Source organism: Leifsonia sp. P73 (assembly GCF_051059105.1).
Taxonomy (GTDB): domain Bacteria; phylum Actinomycetota; class Actinomycetes; order Actinomycetales; family Microbacteriaceae; genus Leifsonia.
Map to the genome: position 1 here is coordinate 3,456,758 of NZ_CP194931.1, position 18,621 is coordinate 3,475,378.

General features: G+C 72.7%; 13 protein-coding genes and 3 pseudogenes. 14 read left to right on the forward strand and 2 right to left on the reverse strand.

Features of this window, described 5'->3' with window-relative positions:
* Window positions 1–2: 2 nt before the first annotated feature.
* The 10 genes and pseudogenes from pta to ACQ86L_RS17945 all read left to right on the forward strand — a co-directional run bounded on the left by pta (window position 3) and on the right by ACQ86L_RS17945 (window position 12,864).
* A pseudogene (pta, locus tag ACQ86L_RS17900) lies at window positions 3–2,140 on the forward strand (phosphate acetyltransferase).
* Complete coding sequence (locus tag ACQ86L_RS17905) at window positions 2,137–3,330, forward strand: acetate/propionate family kinase (protein ID WP_434316606.1); 1,194 nt, start codon at window positions 2,137–2,139, stop codon at window positions 3,328–3,330. The pseudogene pta and the gene ACQ86L_RS17905 overlap by 4 nt, the downstream one beginning before the upstream one ends.
* Before the next feature lie 15 nt (window positions 3,331–3,345).
* Window positions 3,346–4,710 (forward strand): acyl-CoA thioesterase/BAAT N-terminal domain-containing protein, encoded by a 1,365-nt coding sequence (locus ACQ86L_RS17910; RefSeq protein WP_434316607.1) that lies wholly within the window; start codon window positions 3,346–3,348, stop codon window positions 4,708–4,710.
* Window positions 4,707–6,005 carry an acyl-CoA thioesterase/BAAT N-terminal domain-containing protein gene (locus ACQ86L_RS17915; protein ID WP_434316608.1) on the forward strand — a complete coding sequence of 433 codons (1,299 nt, stop codon included), beginning with the start codon at window positions 4,707–4,709 and terminating at the stop codon, window positions 6,003–6,005. Before ACQ86L_RS17910 ends, ACQ86L_RS17915 begins: the two co-directional genes overlap by 4 nt.
* Window positions 6,002–6,391 carry an acyl-CoA thioesterase/BAAT N-terminal domain-containing protein gene (locus tag ACQ86L_RS17920; protein ID WP_434316609.1) on the forward strand — a complete coding sequence of 130 codons (390 nt, stop codon included), beginning with the start codon at window positions 6,002–6,004 and terminating at the stop codon, window positions 6,389–6,391. The genes ACQ86L_RS17915 and ACQ86L_RS17920 overlap by 4 nt, the downstream gene beginning before the upstream one ends.
* A complete protein-coding gene (locus tag ACQ86L_RS17925) occupies window positions 6,388–7,272 on the forward strand; it encodes an alpha/beta hydrolase family protein (protein ID WP_434316610.1) in 885 nt (294 codons plus the stop codon). The genes ACQ86L_RS17920 and ACQ86L_RS17925 overlap by 4 nt, the downstream gene beginning before the upstream one ends.
* A 106-nt stretch (window positions 7,273–7,378) precedes the next feature.
* Window positions 7,379–9,634: a DNA polymerase III subunit gamma and tau gene (locus ACQ86L_RS17930; protein WP_434318921.1), complete on the forward strand. Its 2,256-nt coding sequence runs from the start codon at window positions 7,379–7,381 to the stop codon at window positions 9,632–9,634.
* A gap of 18 nt (window positions 9,635–9,652) precedes the next feature.
* Window positions 9,653–10,249 (forward strand): recombination mediator RecR, encoded by a 597-nt coding sequence (gene recR / locus ACQ86L_RS17935; protein ID WP_434316611.1) that lies wholly within the window; start codon window positions 9,653–9,655, stop codon window positions 10,247–10,249.
* 176 nt (window positions 10,250–10,425) lie between these two features.
* Window positions 10,426–11,712 (forward strand): aspartate kinase, encoded by a 1,287-nt coding sequence (locus ACQ86L_RS17940; RefSeq protein WP_434318922.1) that lies wholly within the window; start codon window positions 10,426–10,428, stop codon window positions 11,710–11,712.
* Between the two features lie 79 nt (window positions 11,713–11,791).
* Window positions 11,792–12,864, forward strand: a pseudogene (locus ACQ86L_RS17945) (aspartate-semialdehyde dehydrogenase).
* 26 nt (window positions 12,865–12,890) lie between these two features.
* Here the strand turns inward: ACQ86L_RS17945 and ACQ86L_RS17950 are convergent.
* Window positions 12,891–13,568 carry a MerR family transcriptional regulator gene (locus ACQ86L_RS17950; protein ID WP_434316612.1) on the reverse strand — a complete coding sequence of 226 codons (678 nt, stop codon included), beginning with the start codon at window positions 13,566–13,568 and terminating at the stop codon, window positions 12,891–12,893.
* 84 nt (window positions 13,569–13,652) lie between these two features.
* Between ACQ86L_RS17950 and ACQ86L_RS17955 the strand changes: the two genes are divergently transcribed.
* The 4 genes and pseudogenes from ACQ86L_RS17955 (at window position 13,653) to ACQ86L_RS17970 (ending at window position 17,541) form a co-directional block, all read left to right on the forward strand.
* Complete coding sequence (locus tag ACQ86L_RS17955) at window positions 13,653–14,072, forward strand: hypothetical protein (RefSeq protein WP_434316613.1); 420 nt, start codon at window positions 13,653–13,655, stop codon at window positions 14,070–14,072.
* A 73-nt stretch (window positions 14,073–14,145) separates the two neighbouring features.
* Window positions 14,146–15,648 carry a malate:quinone oxidoreductase gene (locus tag ACQ86L_RS17960; RefSeq protein WP_434316614.1) on the forward strand — a complete coding sequence of 501 codons (1,503 nt, stop codon included), beginning with the start codon at window positions 14,146–14,148 and terminating at the stop codon, window positions 15,646–15,648.
* 349 nt (window positions 15,649–15,997) lie between these two features.
* Window positions 15,998–16,144 (forward strand): annotated as a pseudogene (locus tag ACQ86L_RS17965) (ATP-binding cassette domain-containing protein); the annotation flags it as partial.
* Window positions 16,145–16,305: 161 nt separating this feature from the next.
* Window positions 16,306–17,541: an ATP-binding cassette domain-containing protein gene (locus tag ACQ86L_RS17970; RefSeq protein WP_434316615.1), complete on the forward strand. Its 1,236-nt coding sequence runs from the start codon at window positions 16,306–16,308 to the stop codon at window positions 17,539–17,541.
* Between the two features lie 83 nt (window positions 17,542–17,624).
* On the opposite strand, the gene ACQ86L_RS17975 is transcribed toward ACQ86L_RS17970, so the two are convergent.
* Window positions 17,625–18,560 (reverse strand): sugar-binding transcriptional regulator, encoded by a 936-nt coding sequence (locus ACQ86L_RS17975; RefSeq protein WP_434316616.1) that lies wholly within the window; start codon window positions 18,558–18,560, stop codon window positions 17,625–17,627.
* Between the last annotated feature and the right edge of the window lie 61 nt (window positions 18,561–18,621).

The following is an 18,621-nucleotide window of genomic DNA, read 5'->3' on the forward strand; positions in this document are numbered from 1 at the left end:
AAGTGGCCCGTTCGCTCTACATCACCTCCGCGGAAGGACACACCGGCAAGTCGACGGTGGCGCTCGGCGTCCTGGAGTCGCTGCGGCACTCCGTCGAACGCGTCGGCGTGTTCCGGCCGATCGCGCGCTCCGCCGTCGAACGGGACTACGTGCTCGAGCTGCTGCTCGACCGGGTGACCGCCGACCTCAGCTACGAGGAGGCCATCGGCGTCACCTACGACGATGTGCACGCCGACGCGGACGCTGCGCTCGGCGAGATCGTCCGGCGCTTCCGGGAGGTGGAGGCGCGCAGCGACGCGGTCGTCATCCTCGGCTCCGACTACACCGACGTGGGCAGCCCGACCGAGCTCGGCTACAACGCGCGCATCGCCGCCAACCTCGGCGCGCCTGTCCTCCTGGTGTTGGGCGGCCGGATCGGCCAGGGCTTCGGTGAGCGGCTGGGTCAGGCCGAGCCGCGCTCGCCGGAGGAGCTCCGCCAGCTCGCCGAGCTCGCGCTCGCCGAGCTGCGCCAGGAGCACGCGGGCGTCGTGGCGGTCATCGCCAACCGCGCGGACGCCGACCGGCTCGACGCGATCGTGGCGGCCGTCAGCGGCGCGGTGGAGGCCGCGGGCCCCGCCGTCGCCTCCGGTCCCGAGCTCCCGCCGGTGTGGGCGATCCCGGAGGACCTCTTCCTGGTCGCCCCCAGCATCCGCTCGATCATGGAGGTCACCGGCGGCGAGCTGATCGCGGGCGACGAGGCGCTGCTGGCGCGCGAGGCGCTCGGCGTCGTCGTCGGGGGCATGTCGATGAACAACGTGCTGCCGCGGCTCGTGGAGGGCTCGGTGGTGGTGGTGCCGGGCGACCGCACCGAGGTGCTGCTCGCCGTGGTGATGGCGAACGCGTCCGGCACGTTCCCGTCCATCGCCGGCATCGTCCTGAACGGCGGCTTCGACCTCCCGGAGCCGATCGAGCGGCTGCTCGCGGGCCTGCGCTCGCCGCTGCCGATCGTCCGCACCGGGCTGGACACCTACGACACCGTCGTGCGCATCACGCACGCGCGCGGCCGCCTCGCCGCCGACTCGCAGCGCAAGTACGACACGGCGCTCGGGCTGTTCGAGCGGCACGTCGACGCGGAGCGGCTGCTCGCCCTGCTCGACGTCTCCCGGCACGCGGTGGTCACGCCGCTCATGTTCGAGTACGACCTCATCGAGCGCGCCCGCGCCGCCGACAAGCACATCGTGCTGCCGGAGGGGAGGACGACCGGATCCTGCGCGCCGCCGCCACCCTGCTGGCGCGCGGCGTCGCCCGCCTGACCATCCTCGGCGAGCCGTTCGAGGTGCGCTCGCGCGCGATCGAGCTCGGCGTGGACATCGGTAAGGCGGAGGTGCTGAGCCCGTTCGACGACGTGCTGCGGCTGCGGTTCGCGAACGAGTACGCGAAGCTGCGCGCGCACAAGGGCATCACCGTCGACCAGGCCGCGGACACCGTCACCGACCCCTCCTACTTCGGCACGATGATGGTGCACCTCGGCCTCGCCGACGGGATGGTGTCCGGCGCCGCGCACACGACGGCGCACACGATCCGGCCGGCGTTCGAGATCATCAAGACCACGCCCGGCGTCTCCGTGGTGTCGAGCGTGTTCCTGATGGCGCTGGCCGACCGGGTCCTCGTCTACGGCGACTGCGCCGTGGTGCCGGACCCGACGGCCGGGCAGCTCGCCGACATCGCCGTCTCGTCGGCGCGCACGGCCGAGCAGTTCGGCATCGAGCCGCGCGTGGCGATGCTGTCGTACTCCACCGGCGACTCCGGAGCGGGTGCCGACGTGGACAAGGTCCGCACCGCGACCGAGCTGGTCAGGGAGCGCGCGCCGCAGCTCGCCGTCGCCGGCCCCATCCAGTACGACGCGGCGGCGGACGCGGCGGTCGCGGCGGCGAAGATGCCCGGCTCGCAGGTGGCAGGCCGCGCGACGGTCTTCATCTTCCCCGACCTCAACACCGGCAACAACACCTACAAGGCGGTGCAGCGCAGCGCCGGAGCGGTCGCGATCGGGCCGGTCCTCCAGGGCCTCCGCAAGCCGATCAACGACCTGTCCCGCGGCGCGACCGTGGAGGACATCGTGGACACCGTGGCGATCACCGCGATCCAGGCGGCGCTGACATGAGCGCCGTCCTGGTGGTCAACAGCGGCTCGTCGTCGCTGAAGTACCAGCTCATCGACGCCGGGAGCGAGGCGGCCGTGGCCTCCGGGCTCATCGAGCGCATCGGGGAGTCCTCCGGCCACATCCGTCACAAGGGGCCGGGCGGCACGTGGGAGACCACGCTCGCGATCCCGGACCACACCGCCGCCTTCCGGGTGATGCTCGACGCGTTCGCCGCCGAAGGCCCGAGCCTGGACGAGAACCCGCTCGCCGCGGTCGGGCACCGGGTCGTCCACGGCGGCAAGCGGTTCTTCGAGCCGACGATCGTCACCGACCTGGTGGAGATCAACATCGAGGACCTCTCCGACCTCGCCCCGCTGCACAACCCGGCCAACCTGCAGGGCATCCGCGCGGCGAAGAAGGCGTTCCCGGATGTGGAGCACGTCGCGGTCTTCGACACGGCCTTCCACCAGACGCTCGCACCGGAGGCCTACACCTACGCGATCGACGCCGCGCTCGCCGAGAAGCACCGGGTCCGCCGGTACGGCTTCCACGGCACCTCGCACAAGTACGTGTCGGCAGCGGCGGCGGAGTTCCTCGGCCGGCCGCTCGGCGAACTGAAGCAGATCGTCCTCCACCTCGGCAACGGCGCGTCGGTCTGCGCCGTCGACGCCGGCCGCTCGGTGGACACCTCGATGGGGATGACGCCGCTGGAGGGGCTCGTCATGGGCACCCGCTCCGGCGACCTCGACCCCGCCGTGCTGCTGCACCTGGCCCGGCGCGCCGGCCTCGGCATCGACGACCTCGACGAGCTGCTCAACCGGCGCAGCGGCCTGCTCGGGCTCTCCGGCCACGGCGACATGCGGGATGTCCGCCACGCCGCCGAGTCGGGGGACGCCGCCGCCCGGCTGGCGCTCGACACCGCCGTGCACCGGCTGAAGCACTACATCGGCGCCTACACGGCGGAGCTCGGCGGCCTCGACGTGCTGACCTTCACCGCGGGAGTCGGCGAGAACGATGCCCGGCTGCGCGCCGAGGTGTGCGCGGGTCTGGAGGTGCTCGGCATCCGCCTCGACCCCGAGCGCAACGCGAGCCCCTCCCACGACCCGCGGCTCATCTCCACCGACGACTCCCGCGTGGCCGTGCTGGTCGTGCCGACCGACGAGGAACGGGAGATCGCCCGCCAGTCGCTGCAGGCGGTGGGCGCAGGCTGAGCGGGCGGGTGCACCATGCGGCGGCGCGGCGACGGAGGCGGGCGGGACGGCAGGTCCACCCGGAGGGCCGGGCTGCGGCCGGCGCTCGCCGCCCTGGTCGCGGCGGTGCTCGCGGCCGGCGCGGCGCTGGCGGGATGCGCCTCTGACGGCGACCAGGTCGGCCCGCGGTTCATCACGCCGCCGCTGATCCGCTACAGCTCCGTGCTGTGGCCGGTCCCGCTGGAGCTGATCGACGCCCAGCCGGGGACCCGGGTGCGGATCACGGCCTCCCTCGACTCCTCCCGCGGCGCCTGGACGTCGGCCGCCAGCTACGACGTCGGCGGCGACGGGACGGTCGACCTCGCGCGCGACAAGCCGCTGTTCGCCCCGTTCTCCGCGCCGGACTCCGCCGGCCTGTTCTGGTCGCTGCGCGGCCCCGCGCTCGGCGTCGCCGACCTCGCCCGGCAGTGGATGCACGACACGAACGCGGTGACGCTGACCGCGAGCGAGGGCGACCGGGTCGTCGCACGGCGCACGTTCCGGCTGGAGGGGCTGGGCGGCACCATGGACGGCCGGACCGTCTACACGCACGACCTCGCACCGGCGGCCGCCGGAGTCGCGCTCCCGCCGCACGAGACGCATGAGGACGTGCCGGTCGGCCGGTTCTTCGATGCGTCGTCGATCGAGCGCCCGACCGGGCCGGCGGTGCTGATGTTCGACGATCCGACCCCGGGGGCGTCGGCGGACTTCACGGCGGCCCTGCTCTCGCAGTTCGGCGCCTCGGTGTTCGTCGTGCCGATGACCTCCGCGGACGGCGTGCACCTGTCCACGGTGACGGACGCCGGGACGATCTCCGCGATCCTGGACTGGCTGGACGATCTCGCGTCGGTCGACGCGCGCCACGTCTTCGTCTACGGCACCGGGGCGTCGGAGCAGCTGGCGATCTGGGCGGCGAACCGGTTCCCGACCCGGCTGCACGGGCTGTTCGCCGGCGCGGGGCCTGCCGAACTGCTCTGCCTCGCCGGATCGAGCGCGTCGCCGGTCTTCGAGGGCAGCGTCGGCGTGCCGTGCGAGCGCAGCCCGGGTATCGGGACGACCTCCGCGCCGCCGCTGGGAGCTGTGAACGGGCCGGTCGTGCTGACCTGCGGCCAGGTCGACCACGTGTTCCCCGGCGCGTGCGCCGTGCAGCAGGAGCTGACCGCCACCCGGGCGCCGCGCGCGGGCGACAAGCTGCTCGTGGCGCTCGGCGCCGCGCACGCGGTCACGGTGCCGCCCGGCCTCCCCATCGCGCTGCCGTCGCCCGGCGACGGGTCGGGCGCCGACGGCCAGGCGACCGAGCAGGCGCGGATCGCGTTCTGGAACGCGGTCGGGCAACTGCTGCTGCGGGCGGTGCTGTCGTGAGGGGCCGGCTGCGCGCGCTCGCCGCCGCCGCCGCGATCGTCGCGGTCGCCGCCCTCACCGGCTGCGTCGCACCGGCAGGCGGAGCCCGCATCGAGGTCGCGCGCTTCGGCAACGCCACCGCCGACCCGGTCGTCGTCTCGCTCACCGGCCTGACCCCGGGGGAGGATGTCGTCCTCCGCGCCACCGCGACCACGACCGACGGGACCTGGACCTCCCGCGCCCTCTACGCCGTGCCGCCCAGCGGCCGGGTGGACCTCTCCTCCCAGCAGCCGATCACCGCCCCGTACGTGCGACCGGACGCCGCCGCGCCGTTCTGGAGCATGTCCGGCCCGTCCCTCAGCCAGTCGCAACTCGAGCACGCCTGGGCCGAGGGCCCGGTGCAGGTCGGGCTCACCGCCGAGCAGCGGGGCGTCAGGGTCGCCGTCGCCCGCGTGCCGCGCACCGCCCTGTCCGCCCAGAGCGTCGAGCGCGTCGTGACGGTGGACGCCCTCGCCAGGGCCGCCGTCCCGGCCGGCTCCATGTTCTCCGCCGACCAGGCCCAGGCGCTGCGGGCGGGCACCCTGTTCACCCCGCTGCCGACGCTCGTGCATCCGCGGCCGGGCGTCGTCCTCATCGACGGCGACGACGACGCAGCCTCCGGTGCCTTCGCCGCGCGCCGGATCGCCGCGATCGGCTTCCCCGTGCTCATGCTCCCCGCCTTCGGACCGGAGGGGCAGATCCCCGGCTCTGCCGCACTCTCGGTGGAGGCCTTCGACGCCGCGCGCGCCTGGCTCGCGCGGGATCCGGGCGTCGACCCGGACCACATCGTCGTCTACGGCACCGGCCGCGCGGCCCCGCTCGCGCTCTGGTTCGCGGCGAGCGAGCCGCAGACGGTCTACGGCGCCATCGCCGCGAGCGGACCGACCGCCGAGCTGTGCGCGTCGTCATCCGGCGCGCCGACGCTGCTGAACGAGGGCCGCCCTGTGCCGTGCGCGAGCCCGAATGCGAGGATCGCGGACACGCCCATCCTGCCGCTGAACCGCATCCCGGGGCCGCTGCTGCTCGCCTGCGGGACGGCCGACGAGCAGCTGCCGAGCGCGTGCGACTGGACCCGTGCCGGGGCGGACGAGCGCGGCGCGCGGGCGCTGGGGGAGACGCTGGTCGCCCCGGGCTCGGCGCACGAGCTGAGCGCCCCGCCGATGCTGCCGATCGGGCTCGACGGGCTCCCACCGGCCACGGCGCAGGCGACGGAGGACGCCAGGGTGGCATTCTGGTCGCGGGTGACCGCGCTGCTGGAAGGAGCCATCGGACCGTGAACCCCGCCAGGAGGACCCGCTCCGCCGCGCGCCGTGTGCTCGCGGCGCTGGCCGGCGTCGCGCTCGCGGCGGTCGCGCTGGCGGGCTGCGGCACCCAGCAGGGCGCGGCGGGACCGCGCTTCGCCTTGAGCGCGAACCCGAGCCCGGTGTGGCAGCCGGTCGGCATCCAGGTCCTCGCGCTGCCGCCGGGGCAGGAGGTGACGATCCGCGCGTCGCTGGTGCCGGGTGGCCTGTGGTCGTCGCAGGCGGTCTACGCCGTCCCGGGCGACGGCGTGGTCGACCTCACCCGCGACGTCCCGCTGGAGGCGCCGTTCACCGGGGCCGACGGGATGGGACTGTTCTGGACGATGCGCAGCAGCACGGGGAGGCGGCAACCTCCGACGTGACCTGGGGCGGCTCGTCGTTCTCGATCGACCTCCAGGCCTCCGTCGGCGGCCGCCGGGTCGCCGAGACCCGCGTGCAGCGCACCGGGCTGTCGGTGGCGGCGCCGTCGCGCGCGGTGTTCGACGACGGCATCACCGGGGACTACTTCCAGCCGACGAGCTCGGCGGAGGGCGTGCGCCCCGGGATCATCGTGTTCGACGGCACCGATCCGGGCGAGCCGACCGGCGTGCTCGTGTCGGCGACGCTGGCGGCCTTCGGCTTCCCGACGCTCGACCTTTCCACCTACGGCTCCGCCGGGCAGCTCGACCCGGTGCGCAGCCTCCCCGCCGAGCGGTTCCTCTCCGCCGTGAGCTGGCTGCGCGCGCAGCCCGGGGTGGACGACCAGCGCATCTTCACCTTCGGGGCCTCGCGCGGCGCGCAGCTCGCGCTCTGGGCGGCCTCGGCTTATCCGGGCACCGTCTACGGCGCGATCGCGCCGGGCGGCACCACCGGGCTCATCTGCCCGTCGCCGGTGCCGAGCCCGGCCGTGACGGTCGGCGGGGCCTGGGTGCCGTGCACGACCGGGACCCACGACCCGGCGCCCGCGGCGGTGCTGGACGTCCAGCGCATCCCCGGGCCGGTCGTGCTGGGCTGCGCCGGACGCGACGAGGAGCTCGGGAACGGCTGCGCCTGGCTGGCCGCCGCCGCCCGCAAGCGGCCGCTCCGGGAGGGCGACGCGTACCTGATCGCGCCGGGCGCGACGCACCTCTTCTACCTGCCGCCGTACACGCCGCTGCTGCTGCCGGCCGGCTCCGCGGCCCAGCCCACGGAGCGCGCGAGGGAGGCCTTGTGGGCGGATGTCATGGCCGCGCTGACGGCTCCGTCGTCGGTGCCGGGTCACTGATTCCGCGCGGTCCTCGCGGGACGGCCGGATTGTCGGTTGCGGCAAGTAGCATGTGTGGGTGGTCACCGCTCTGTATCGCCGCTATCGGCCCGACACCTTCGCCGAGATGATCGGCCAATCGCAGGTGACCGAGCCGCTCATGACGGCGCTGCGCACCAACCGGGTCAACCACGCCTACCTGTTCTCCGGGCCGCGCGGCTGCGGCAAGACCACGTCGGCCCGCATCCTGGCGCGCTGCCTCAACTGCGCGGAGGGTCCCACCGACACCCCGTGCGGAAAGTGCGCGAGCTGCGTCGAGCTGAGCCGCGACGGCTCGGGATCGCTCGACGTGGTCGAGATCGACGCCGCCAGCCACAACGGCGTGGACGACGCCCGCGACATCCGCGAGCGCGCCATCTTCGCCCCGGCCCGAGACCGCTACAAGATCTTCATCCTCGACGAGGCGCACATGGTCACGCCGCAGGGCTTCAACGCCCTGCTGAAGATCGTGGAGGAGCCGCCGGAGCACGTGAAGTTCATCTTCGCGACCACGGAGCCCGAGAAGGTCATCGGCACGATCCGCTCGCGCACCCACCACTACCCGTTCCGGCTCGTCCCGCCCGCGCAGATGCTGGAGTACGTCCAGCAGCTCTGCGACAGCGAGGGGATGACGGTCGCGCCGGGCGTGCTGCCCCTGGTGGTGCGCGCCGGAGGCGGCTCGCCGCGCGACACGCTCTCCCTGCTCGACCAGCTGATGGCCGGCTCCGAGGGCAGCAGCATCGAGTACGAGCGCGCGGTCGCGCTGCTCGGCTACACGCACGCCGCGCTGCTGGACGAGGTCATCGACGCCATCGCGGCGCGCGACGCGGCCGGCGCGTTCGCCGCCGTGGACCGCGTCATCCAGACCGGGCAGGACCCGCGGCGCTTCGTGGACGACCTCCTGGAGCGGCTCCGCGACCTGATCGTGGTCGCCGCGACGAGCGTCGACGGCGCGGCCGCGGTGCTGCGCGGGGTGCCGCAGGACGAGCTCGACCGGATGGGCGTGCAGGCGATGAAGTTCGGCGCGGCCGAGCTCAGCCGGGCCGCCGACATCGTGAACGCGGCGCTCACCGAGATGACCGGCGCGACCTCGCCGCGCCTGCACCTGGAGCTGATGATCGCGCGCGTGCTGGTGCCGTCGAGCGACGACAGCGAGCGCGGGGCGCTGGCGCGCGTGGAGCGGCTGGAGCGGCGGGTCGGGGTGAGCGACGCCGGCGGGGCGCGGGAGGCTGCTGCGCCAGCACCGGCTTCGGTGCCCGTGCCTGCTCCTGCGCCGGCTGCTTCGGCGCCGGTGGCCGCCCCGGTCTCGACGCCGACCGCGCCGGAGCCCGTCGAGCAGCCCGCGAAGGCCCCGAAGGCCGCGGAGCCGGCCCCTGCCCCCGCGGCTCCCGAGCCGGTCGACGCGCCCGCCGCTCCGGCTGCGCCCGCGGCCGTCGGCGCGGTGAGCACGCAGCAGGTCAAGGACTCCTGGCCGCAGATCCTCGACGCCGTGCAGCGCGCCAAGCGCAGCGCGTGGATGGTCGTGTTCACCGCCCAGGTCCGGGCGCTCAACGACGACGTGCTGACGCTGTCGTTCCCGAGCGACAACGACGTGCAGAGCTTCCGCCAGCCGCAGTCGCAGGGCGGCCAGGGCGTGAGCGAGTACCTGCGCCAGGCGATCATCGACATCCTGGGCATCCGGGTCAAGTTCATCGCGCGCGCCGACGGCGCTCCGTCCGGTGGCGCGCCGGCCCGGCCGTCCGCGGGCGCGCCCACGGCTCCCGAGGCGCCGACGTGGCCCGGCGCGGACGGGGACTCGTCGTCCGCCGGCCGATCCGCGTCGTCCGCGCCCACGTCCCGGCCCGCCGGCGGCGCGTCGTCCGCCGCTCCGTCGTCGCCGTCGGCCTCGGTCACCGAGTGGGCGACTGTCACCATCCCGTCCGCACCGGCTGCCGCTGTGGCCACGCTGGAGCGTCCGGAGGCTCCAGCGACGCCCGCCGCCGCTCCGGCCCCCGCCGCCGCGCTGCCCGACGACCTCCCCCGGACGACCTGGAGCCGCCGGAGGAGATCGAGCCGCCGTACGAGGCCGCCGTCCCCGAGGAGCCGGCGGGCGACTGGTCCGCCGCGCCTGCGGAGCCTGCCGCCGAGGCCGCGCGCCCGGCCTCCGCCGCCGCACCCGAGCGATCCGCTTCTCAGGGCCAGGCTCCCCAGCGCCCCGCTGCCGACCGCCCCGCCCCCGAGCGCTCCGCTCCCGCCTCCGGCGCCCGCACGCCCACCTTCCAGGCCCCGCAGCGCTACGGCGAGGCCGTCGTCCGCGAGATCCTCGGCGCACGCTTCCTGGAGGAGCAGCCCGCCCCTCCCATGAACGGCATGAGGTAACGCCGTGTACGAGGGCATCGTCCAGGAGCTGATCGACGAGCTCGGCCGCCTCCCCGGCATCGGGCCGAAGTCGGCGCAGCGCATCGCGTTCCACATCCTGCAGACCGAGAGCTTCGACGTCACCCGGCTCGCCGAGGTGCTGCTCGAAGTGCGCGACAAGGTGCGCTTCTGCGAGATCTGCGGCAACGTCTCCGAGCAGGCCACCTGCTCGATCTGCCGCGACCCGCGTCGCTCGCCCGACACGATCTGCGTGGTCGAGGAGGCCAAGGACGTCGTCGCCATCGAGCGCACCCGCGAGTTCCGTGGGCTCTACCACGTGCTCGGCGGCGCGATCAGCCCGATCGACGGCGTCGGGCCCGACGACCTCCGCATCCGGCAGCTCATGCAGCGCCTCGCCGACGGCACGGTGCAGGAGGTCATCATCGCGACCGACCCCAACCTGGAGGGGGAGGCCACGGCCACCTACCTCAGCCGCCTGCTGACCACGCTCGAGATCCGGGTCACCCGCCTCGCCTCCGGCCTCCCGGTCGGCGGCGACCTGGAGTACGCCGACGAGGTCACCCTCGGCCGCGCCTTCGAGGGCCGCCGCCAGGTCTCCTGACCCAGACCCACCCCTCCCGCCCCACACCCCCAACCTCTCGGACGCCGAGGGGCACGTTGTTGTCACTTTTCGCGGCCGAAAGTGACAACAACGTGCCCCTCGGCGCTCCGTCACATGTCCGGGCGGGCATATCCCCGGCCGGTAGAATGGTCACTCCCGTGAGTTCTGGAGTGCCTGTGGCCCTGATCGTTCAGAAATACGGCGGCTCGTCCGTCGCCGACGCCGAGAGCATCAAGCGCGTCGCCAAGCGCATCGTCGAGACGCGCAAGGCGGGCAACGAGGTCGTCGTGGCCGTCTCCGCGATGGGCGACACCACCGACGAGCTGGTCGACCTGGCCCACGAGGTCACGCCGATCCCCGCGCCGCGCGAGCTGGACATGCTGCTCACGGCGGGGGAGCGCATCTCGATGGCGCTCCTCGCGATGTCGATCAAGAGCATGGGCTATGACGCGCGCTCCTTCACGGGCAGCCAGGCCGGCATGATCACCGATGCCCAGCACGGCTCCGCCCGAATCGTGGACGTCACCCCCGGCCGCATCAAGGAGGCGCTGGACGAGGGCGCGATCGCCATCGTCGCCGGCTTCCAGGGCTTCAACCGCGACACCCGCGACATCACGACGCTCGGCCGCGGCGGCTCCGACACCACCGCCGTCGCCCTCGCCGCCGCGCTCGGCGCCGAGGTCTGCGAGATCTACACCGACGTCGACGGCGTCTTCACCTCCGACCCCCGGCAGGTCCCGCTCGCCCGCAAGATCGACCGCATCACCAGCGAGGAGATGCTGGAACTCGCGGCCGCCGGGGCGAAGGTCCTGCACATCCGCGCGGTGGAGTACGCCCGCCGCCACAACGTGACCCTGCACGTGCGCTCCTCGTTCTCGAACCGGGTGGGCACGTACGTCCTCAACGAAGCAGCTGCGGCCGAGGCCGCGAAGAAGGATGGAACCGTGGAAGAGCCGATCATCTCCGGAGTCGCCACCGATCTGAGCGAGGCGAAGATCACTGTCGTCGGCGTGCCCGACGTCCCGGGCAAGGCGGCGCAGATCTTCAAGATCGTCGCGAAGGCCAACGCCAACGTCGACATGATCGTCCAGAACGTGTCCGCCGCGGCGACCAGCCTCACCGACATCTCGTTCACCCTCCCGAAGTCGGAGGGCCAGCGCGTGCTGACCGCCCTGAACGGCGAGCGCGACGAGGTCGGCTTCCAGGCCCTCCAGTACGACGACCAGATCGGCAAGCTCGCCCTGGTCGGCGCCGGGATGCGCACCAACTCCGGCGTCTCCGCGAAGCTGTTCGAGGCGCTCTACGAGGCCGGCATCAACATCGAGATGATCTCCACCAGCGAGATCCGCATCTCGGTCGTCACCCGCGCCGACACCGTGGCCGAGGCCGCCCGCGTCGTCCACACCGCCTTCGGGCTGGACGGCGACGAGAAAGCGATCGTCTACGCCGGCACCGGCCGCTGAGCCGCTCCCGCCGCTCGCGGGAATGGCCGCCGCCGCCATCCCGTTCCCCTCTTCAGACCAGACAGACGAAGGACACACCATGAGCGAGACCACTCCCGGCTTCGACATCGCCGTCATCGGCGCCACCGGCCAGGTCGGCGGCGTGATGCGCCAGCTGCTGGAGGAACGCGACTTCCCGGTCAAGAGCATCCGCTTCTTCGCGTCATCGCGCTCGGCCGGAACGAAGCTGCCGTTCCGCGGCGAGGAGATCACCGTCGAGGACGTGGAGACCGCCGACGTCTCCGGCATCGACATCGCCCTGTTCTCGGCCGGCGCCACCGGATCGAAGGCGCACGCCCCCGGTTCGCCGAGGCCGGCGCCATCGTCATCGACAACTCCAGCGGCTGGCGGATGGACCCGGATGTGCCGCTCGTGGTCTCCGAGGTGAACCCCGAGGCCATCGACGACGCGCGCAAGGGCATCATCGCGAACCCCAACTGCACCACGATGGCGGCCATGCCCGTCCTGAAGGTCCTTCACGAGGAGGCCGGCCTCCAGCGTCTCATCGTGAGCACCTACCAGGCGGTGTCGGGCTCCGGCCTCGCCGGCGCCGAGGAGCTCGCCGGTCAGATCCGCAGCGCCGTCGCCGACGAGAACCTCCTCCAGCTCGTGCACGACGGCTCGGCCGTGACGATGCCCGACCCGGTCAAGTACGTCCGCCCGATCGCCTTCGACGTCATCCCGCTCGCCGGCTCGATCGTGGAGGACGGCTTCAACGAGACCGATGAGGAGAAGAAGCTCCGCAACGAGAGCCGCAAGATCCTCGGACTCCCGGACCTGCTGGTCAGCGGGACCTGCGTGCGCGTGCCGGTGTTCACCGGCCACTCGCTGTCGATCAACGCCGAGTTCGCCTCGCCGATCAGCCCCGAGCGCGCCACCGAGCTGCTGTCCGACGCCCCCGGCGTGACGCTCACCGACGTCCCCACCCCGCTGGAGGCCGCCGGCCAGGACCCGAGCTTCGTCGGCCGCATCCGCGCGGACGAGGGCGCCCCGGAGGGCCGCGGCCTCGCGCTGTTCATCAGCAACGACAACCTCCGCAAGGGCGCCGCGCTCAACGCGGTGCAGATCGCGGAGCTCGTCGCCGCCCGCCTCGCCTCCCGCGTCGCCCACTGACCCTTCCGCCGAGGGGCACGTCGTTGTCACTTTCGCGCCCCGAAAGTGACAACGACGTGCCCCTCGTCGTGGTTTGAAGGCGCTGGGGGAGCGTCGGGGGCGGCGCTGAGGCGGCGCGCGGCGACGTCCTGGTGGGCCAGGCGGCGCAGCGCTGCGACCACCGGGTCGTAGAGCGCCGTGCCGAGCACGGCGTAGCCGAGCGCGCCCTCCCGGCCGCCGTCCTCCGGCATCCGGCTGAGGTCGTACTCCGCCATCGCCCGCAGGTGCTCGGCGTACACGTGCAGGCGCTCGTCCGTCATCGGGATGCCGCCGGCCTCCACCGCCTCCAGCGCGCGTTCGAGCTGGGCGACCGCCGTGTACCGCTCGTCGTACACCTGCCCGATCGACGCGATCGCGGCCTCGGCACGGGGGTACGGCGGCTGCGCCTCCTCCAGGTACGGCGGCAGCGCCGCGACCGCGCTCCCCAGCGCGTCGAAGAGCTCGCCGTCGGGATGGTCGATCAGGTCGAGCACGTCCTTCACCCGGCTGAGCGGCAGCCCCGCCACCTCGGAGAGCGCGCGGATGAGGGCGATGCGGCGCACGTGCTCCTCGCCGTACTCCGCGCGCGTCGCGCTGACGGCCTCCCCGGGCGGGAGCATCCTCTGCCGCAAGTAGAACTTGACCGTCGCCAGCGGCACGCCTGTCCGCTCGACCAGCTCCGACATCCGCATTCGGCCTCCGACCCTTGACCCCGGATACTCATACTATCTAATCTTTGGATACCGATACTATCCAATCGAGGAGCCGTCATGCTGCTGCAACCCGCGAGCGCCATCACCGCCGGCATCGTCCTGCTCACCGTCATCGGCATCGCCTACGGCGGCACCTTCATGCTGCGCGTCGTCACCGGCAAGCAGGGGGCCAACGAGCTCCAGAAGTCCTTCTTCCGCGCCGGCCACGCGCACGCCGGCGTCCTGGTCATCCTGGGCCTCGTCACGCTGCTGCTGCTCGACGCCGCGAAGGTGACCGGCTGGATGCATTTCGGCGCCATCGGCGTCCTGGTCGCCGCCATCCTCATCCCCGCCGGGTTCTTCTTCTCGCCGCTCGGCCGCGACCCGCAGAAGCCGAACGGCGCGATCGCGCTGGTCTGGACCGGGTTCGGCGTGCTGCTGGTCAGCATGGTCGTCTCCGGCGTCGCCCTGATCGTCGCGGGGGCCTCCGCGGCGTGAGCGATGTCTCGATATCGAGACAGAATCCCCGCGCGACAGCGGGTCACGAGCCCACTCACCGTAGGATTGTCTGGTGAGCACTGACCCCATCGACGTCGTCTTGATCGGCGGCGGCATCATGAGCGCGACGCTGGGCTCCATGATCCAGCGCGTCCAGCCCGACTGGACCATCCGCATCTACGAGTCCCTCGGCGAGGTCGCCCAGGAGAGCTCGAACCCGTGGAACAACGCAGGAACGGGCCACGCCGCCCTCTGCGAGCTGAACTACATGCCGGAGGCCGCCGACGGCAGCGTCGACCCGGCCAAGGCCATCAGCATCAACGAGCAGTTCCAGCTCAGCCGCCAGTACTGGGCCTCCCTGGTCGCCGCGGGCCACCTGCCCGCCCCGAGCACGTTCATCAACGCGACGCCGCACATGACGTTCGTGCGCGGCCGCGATAACGTGCGCTACCTCCGCAAGCGCTACGAGGCGCTCAAGGACCAGCCGCTGTTCGAGGGCATGGAGTACTCCGAGGACCCGGCGACGATCGGCGGGTGGACCCCGCTGCTCACCAAGAAGCGCAACGCCAAGCAGCGCATCGCCGCCACCCGCCAGACCGCGGGGACGGACGTCGACTTCGGCGCGCTCACCCGCGCCCTCGTGGACGACTTGGTCGCGAACGGCGCCGAACTCGCGCTCAACCACAAGGTGCTCTCCATCAAGCGCACCGCGGACGAGCTCTGGAAGATCAAGGTCAGGCACGAGGTCGGCCACACGCCGCACGAGGCCACCGCACGCTTCGTGTTCGTCGGCGCGGGCGGCGGCGCCCTCCACCTGCTGCAGAAGTCCGGCATCCCTGAGATCAAGGGCTTCGGCGGCTTCCCGATCTCCGGCCAGTTCCTCCGCACCACCAACCCGAAGATCGTCGCGCAGCACCAGGCGAAGGTTTACGGCAAGGCCGCGGTCGGAGCCCCGCCGATGTCGGTCCCGCACCTCGACACCCGCGTGGTGGACGGCGAGACCTCCCTGCTGTTCGGCCCGTACGCGGGCTTCAGCCCCAAGTTCCTGAAGAGCGGCAGCTGGTGGGACCTGCCCGGCTCGATCCGCGCCGGCAACCTCGGCCCGATGCTCGCGGTCGCGCGCGACAACTTCTCCCTCATCAAGTACCTGGTGGGCGAGGTGCTCGCCAACCGCGAGAAGAAGCTGAAGGCGCTGCAGGAGTTCATGCCGACCGCGAAGTCGGAGGACTGGGAGCTCATCACCGCCGGGCAGCGCGTGCAGGTGATGAAGAAGGACCCGAAGAAGGGCGGCGTGCTGCAGTTCGGCACCGAGGTGATCGCCTCGGCGGACGGCTCGATCGCCGGTCTGCTCGGCGCGTCCCCCGGGGCGTCGACGGCCGTGCCGATCATGGTCGACCTCCTGAAGCGCTGCTTCCCCGACCGCTACGCGGGCTGGCTGCCGACGCTGAAGCAGCTCATCCCGACCGTGGGCACCACGCTCAACGACCGCCCGAAGGAGGCCGAGCGCGTGCTCGCCGAGACCGCGGCGGTGCTCGACCTGGCGGAGAGCCCCGCCGGTCAGGTCGTCCGGGCCTGACGCCCGCTCGCGCGCAGTCGATCCGTACCGAGTGGTACGGATCGACTGGACAGCCGCGTCCGCGACCTGTTATGGTCGTCCACGCTATGAAGTGATCACCTCCTCTCGTCCCGCGCCCGAGGCGCCGTCGATCGAGTGAGCGACCCCATAGGTCCTGCGCCGCCTGGTCATCCAGCACCGGGCGCTCCGGCGCACTCGTCGCGGAAGTCCGCCCGGCGGGAGCCTGCTCCGTGATGGAGCGCCCGGAAGGTGGTCAGCTTTGCCAACACTCACTCTCACTCCACTGCGCGCCGACGGTGTCTCCGTCAGCTACGGCGACCGGCGCGTGCTCTCGGATGTCTCCCTCACCGTGCCTCCCCGCGCCCGCCTCGGCCTGATCGGCGAGAACGGCGCGGGCAAGTCCACGCTGCTGCGGGTCCTCGCCGGCGCCGAGACCCCGGACTCCGGCGTCGTCCAGCGGCCGAGGCGGGTCGGCTTCCTCTGGCAGGAGGTCCGCTTCCGGCCCGACGACACCCTCGCCACGCTGATCGAGGACGCCCTCGGCGAGGTGCGCGCCATCGAGCACGAGCTGGAGGCCGCCGCGGCGGCGCTCGCGGGGACGACCCCGCTGCGCACACGCGGTACGACGCCGCCCTGGCGGCGGCCGAGCTCGCCGAGGTGTGGTCGATCGAGTCGCGTCGAGACGCGCTCCTCGACGGCCTCGGGGTCGGCGCCATCCCGCTGGCCCGGCGACTGGACGAGGTCTCGGGAGGTCAGCGCAGCCGGTTCGCGCTGGCCGCGCTGCTGCTCGGCCGGCCGGAGGCGCTGCTGCTCGACGAGCCGACGAACCACCTGGACGACGCGGCCGCGGCGTTCCTGGAGTCGCAGCTCCTCGGCTGGCACGGTCCGGTGCTCTTCGCGAGCCACGACCGCGCGTTCCTCGACTCGGCGGCCACCGGCCTCCTCGACCTGGACCCGACGCGCTCCGGCACGACGGTGTTCGGCGGCGGCTACGGCGCCTATCTCGCCGAGAAGGCGGCCGAACGGCACCGCTGGGAGAAGCAGTACGCCGACGAGCAGGCCGAGCTCGCGGCGCTGAAGCACGCGGTCGACGTGACCGCGCGCTCCATCGCCTGGTCGGGCAAGGTCCGCGACAACGACAAGTTCGTCAAGTCGTACAAGGGCAACACCCTGGACCGCCAGATCAGCCGCCGCGTGCGCAACGCGGACGGCCGGCTGGAGGAGCTGACCAGCACGCAGGTCCGCAAGCCGCCGAAACCGCTCGCCTTCTCCGGGATCCCCGCGGGGTTCCAGGCCGTGGGCGACGAGGCCGGGTCGCTGTTGCAGGCGGACGACCTCCACGTGCCCGGCAGGCTGAGGCTCGACCGGTTCGCGGTCGAGGCGCAGTCGCGCGTGCTCGTGACCGGCGCCAACGGCGCGGGGAAGTCGACGCTGCTCTCGGTGCTCGCCGGGCGGATCGTCCCGCTCATCGGGACGGTGCACCGCAGGCGCGGCCTGCGGGTGGAGCTCCTGGAGCAGGACGTGCGCTTCGCGGACCCGACGCAGTCTCCGCGCCGGATCTACGAGCTGGCGCTGGGGGAGCGGCGCGCGGAGGCCGTCCCGCTCTCGGGGCTCGGCCTGATCGCGCCGCGCGACCTCGACCGGGAGGTCGGCGCGCTGTCCGTCGGGCAGCAGCGCCGGCTGGCGCTCGCACTGATCATGGCGCGGCCTCCGCACGTGTTCCTGCTCGACGAGCCGACCAACCACCTCTCGCTCACCCTGGCGACCGAGCTGGAGGCCGCCCTCGGCGGCTACCCCGGCGCGGTCGTGGTGGCGAGCCACGATCGGTGGCTGCGCGAGCGCTGGGCGGGGGAGGTGGTGTCGCTGCGGAGCGCCACGCTGCGCGACGCGTGAGCTGACGGGCCGGCCGGCGGCGGAGAAGCTGCCGGCCGGCTGCGCCTCCACCGGCCCGATCCAGCCGCATCGGGTGACGGGCGTCAGGCGAGGAGATACCGAGCCGTCTCCTCATCCGTGATGAGGTGCGAGAGCAGCCCGGACGCGAGGGCGGCTTTGATCGCCGCGTGCTTGCGGCGCCCGCCGCCGATGCCGATCACCTGCGCCACCCTGCGCAACTGGGCGGTGCGGATGCCGATCACGCGATCCGTCAGCAGGTCGATCTCGCGCCCGTCGGCGTCGAGCAGGGTCGTTCCGATCTCGGCGACGATACCGCGCCGGACGAGGCGCCGGGCCTCACCGCTCGGCTCCAGGCTGTCGTGCAAGAGGGAATCGTCCGGCCAAGCGCCCAGGGTGACGACTGCTTTGGTGAGTCTGTCGAGTCTGGCCAGACTCGGGCGGATGCCCGGCTGCGCCATGATCGTGGCCCTGGCCGCCGCGTCGGTGGCGGCGAACGGCGCGTGCAGCGGATAGACCGCGCCTCCGGATCGGCGCGCCATGGTGTTCACCGCCTCCGTTCCGCGTTCGCGCACCGGATCAGCGACTCCTGTCAGCTGGACGACATCGCAGCTCGGGACCTCGCCGAGTGCGCGTGACATCTCGATCAGCGTCCGGCCCGCGGTCAGGCCGACGATGTCGTCCTCAGCGATCATCCCGGAGAGCACATCCGCCGCCAGTCGTCCGAGCGTGACGCGGATCACCTCGCGGTCATCGGTCGCGGTGCGGGCGACGAACGCGTTCTGCAGCCCGAAGCGGGAGGCGAGCCGCAGCGAGAGATCGACATCGACGGGACCCGGCGCGTCGATCGTGATCGTGACCACGCCCAGCTCGAGCGCCTTCTGGATCATCCGGGCGACGGCGAAGCGCGAGAGTCCGAGTTCGTCAGCGATCTCCGTGCGGGGGACAGAGTCCTTGAAATACCGTTTGCTAACATAGGCGAGTTTCACCGCTTCTTCGGGATTGACAATCTTCCCGCTCATGTGAGCAGTGTAACATCTCGCATGAGAGTTAACGTTAGTCTCGTCGCGATCATTCCGAGGA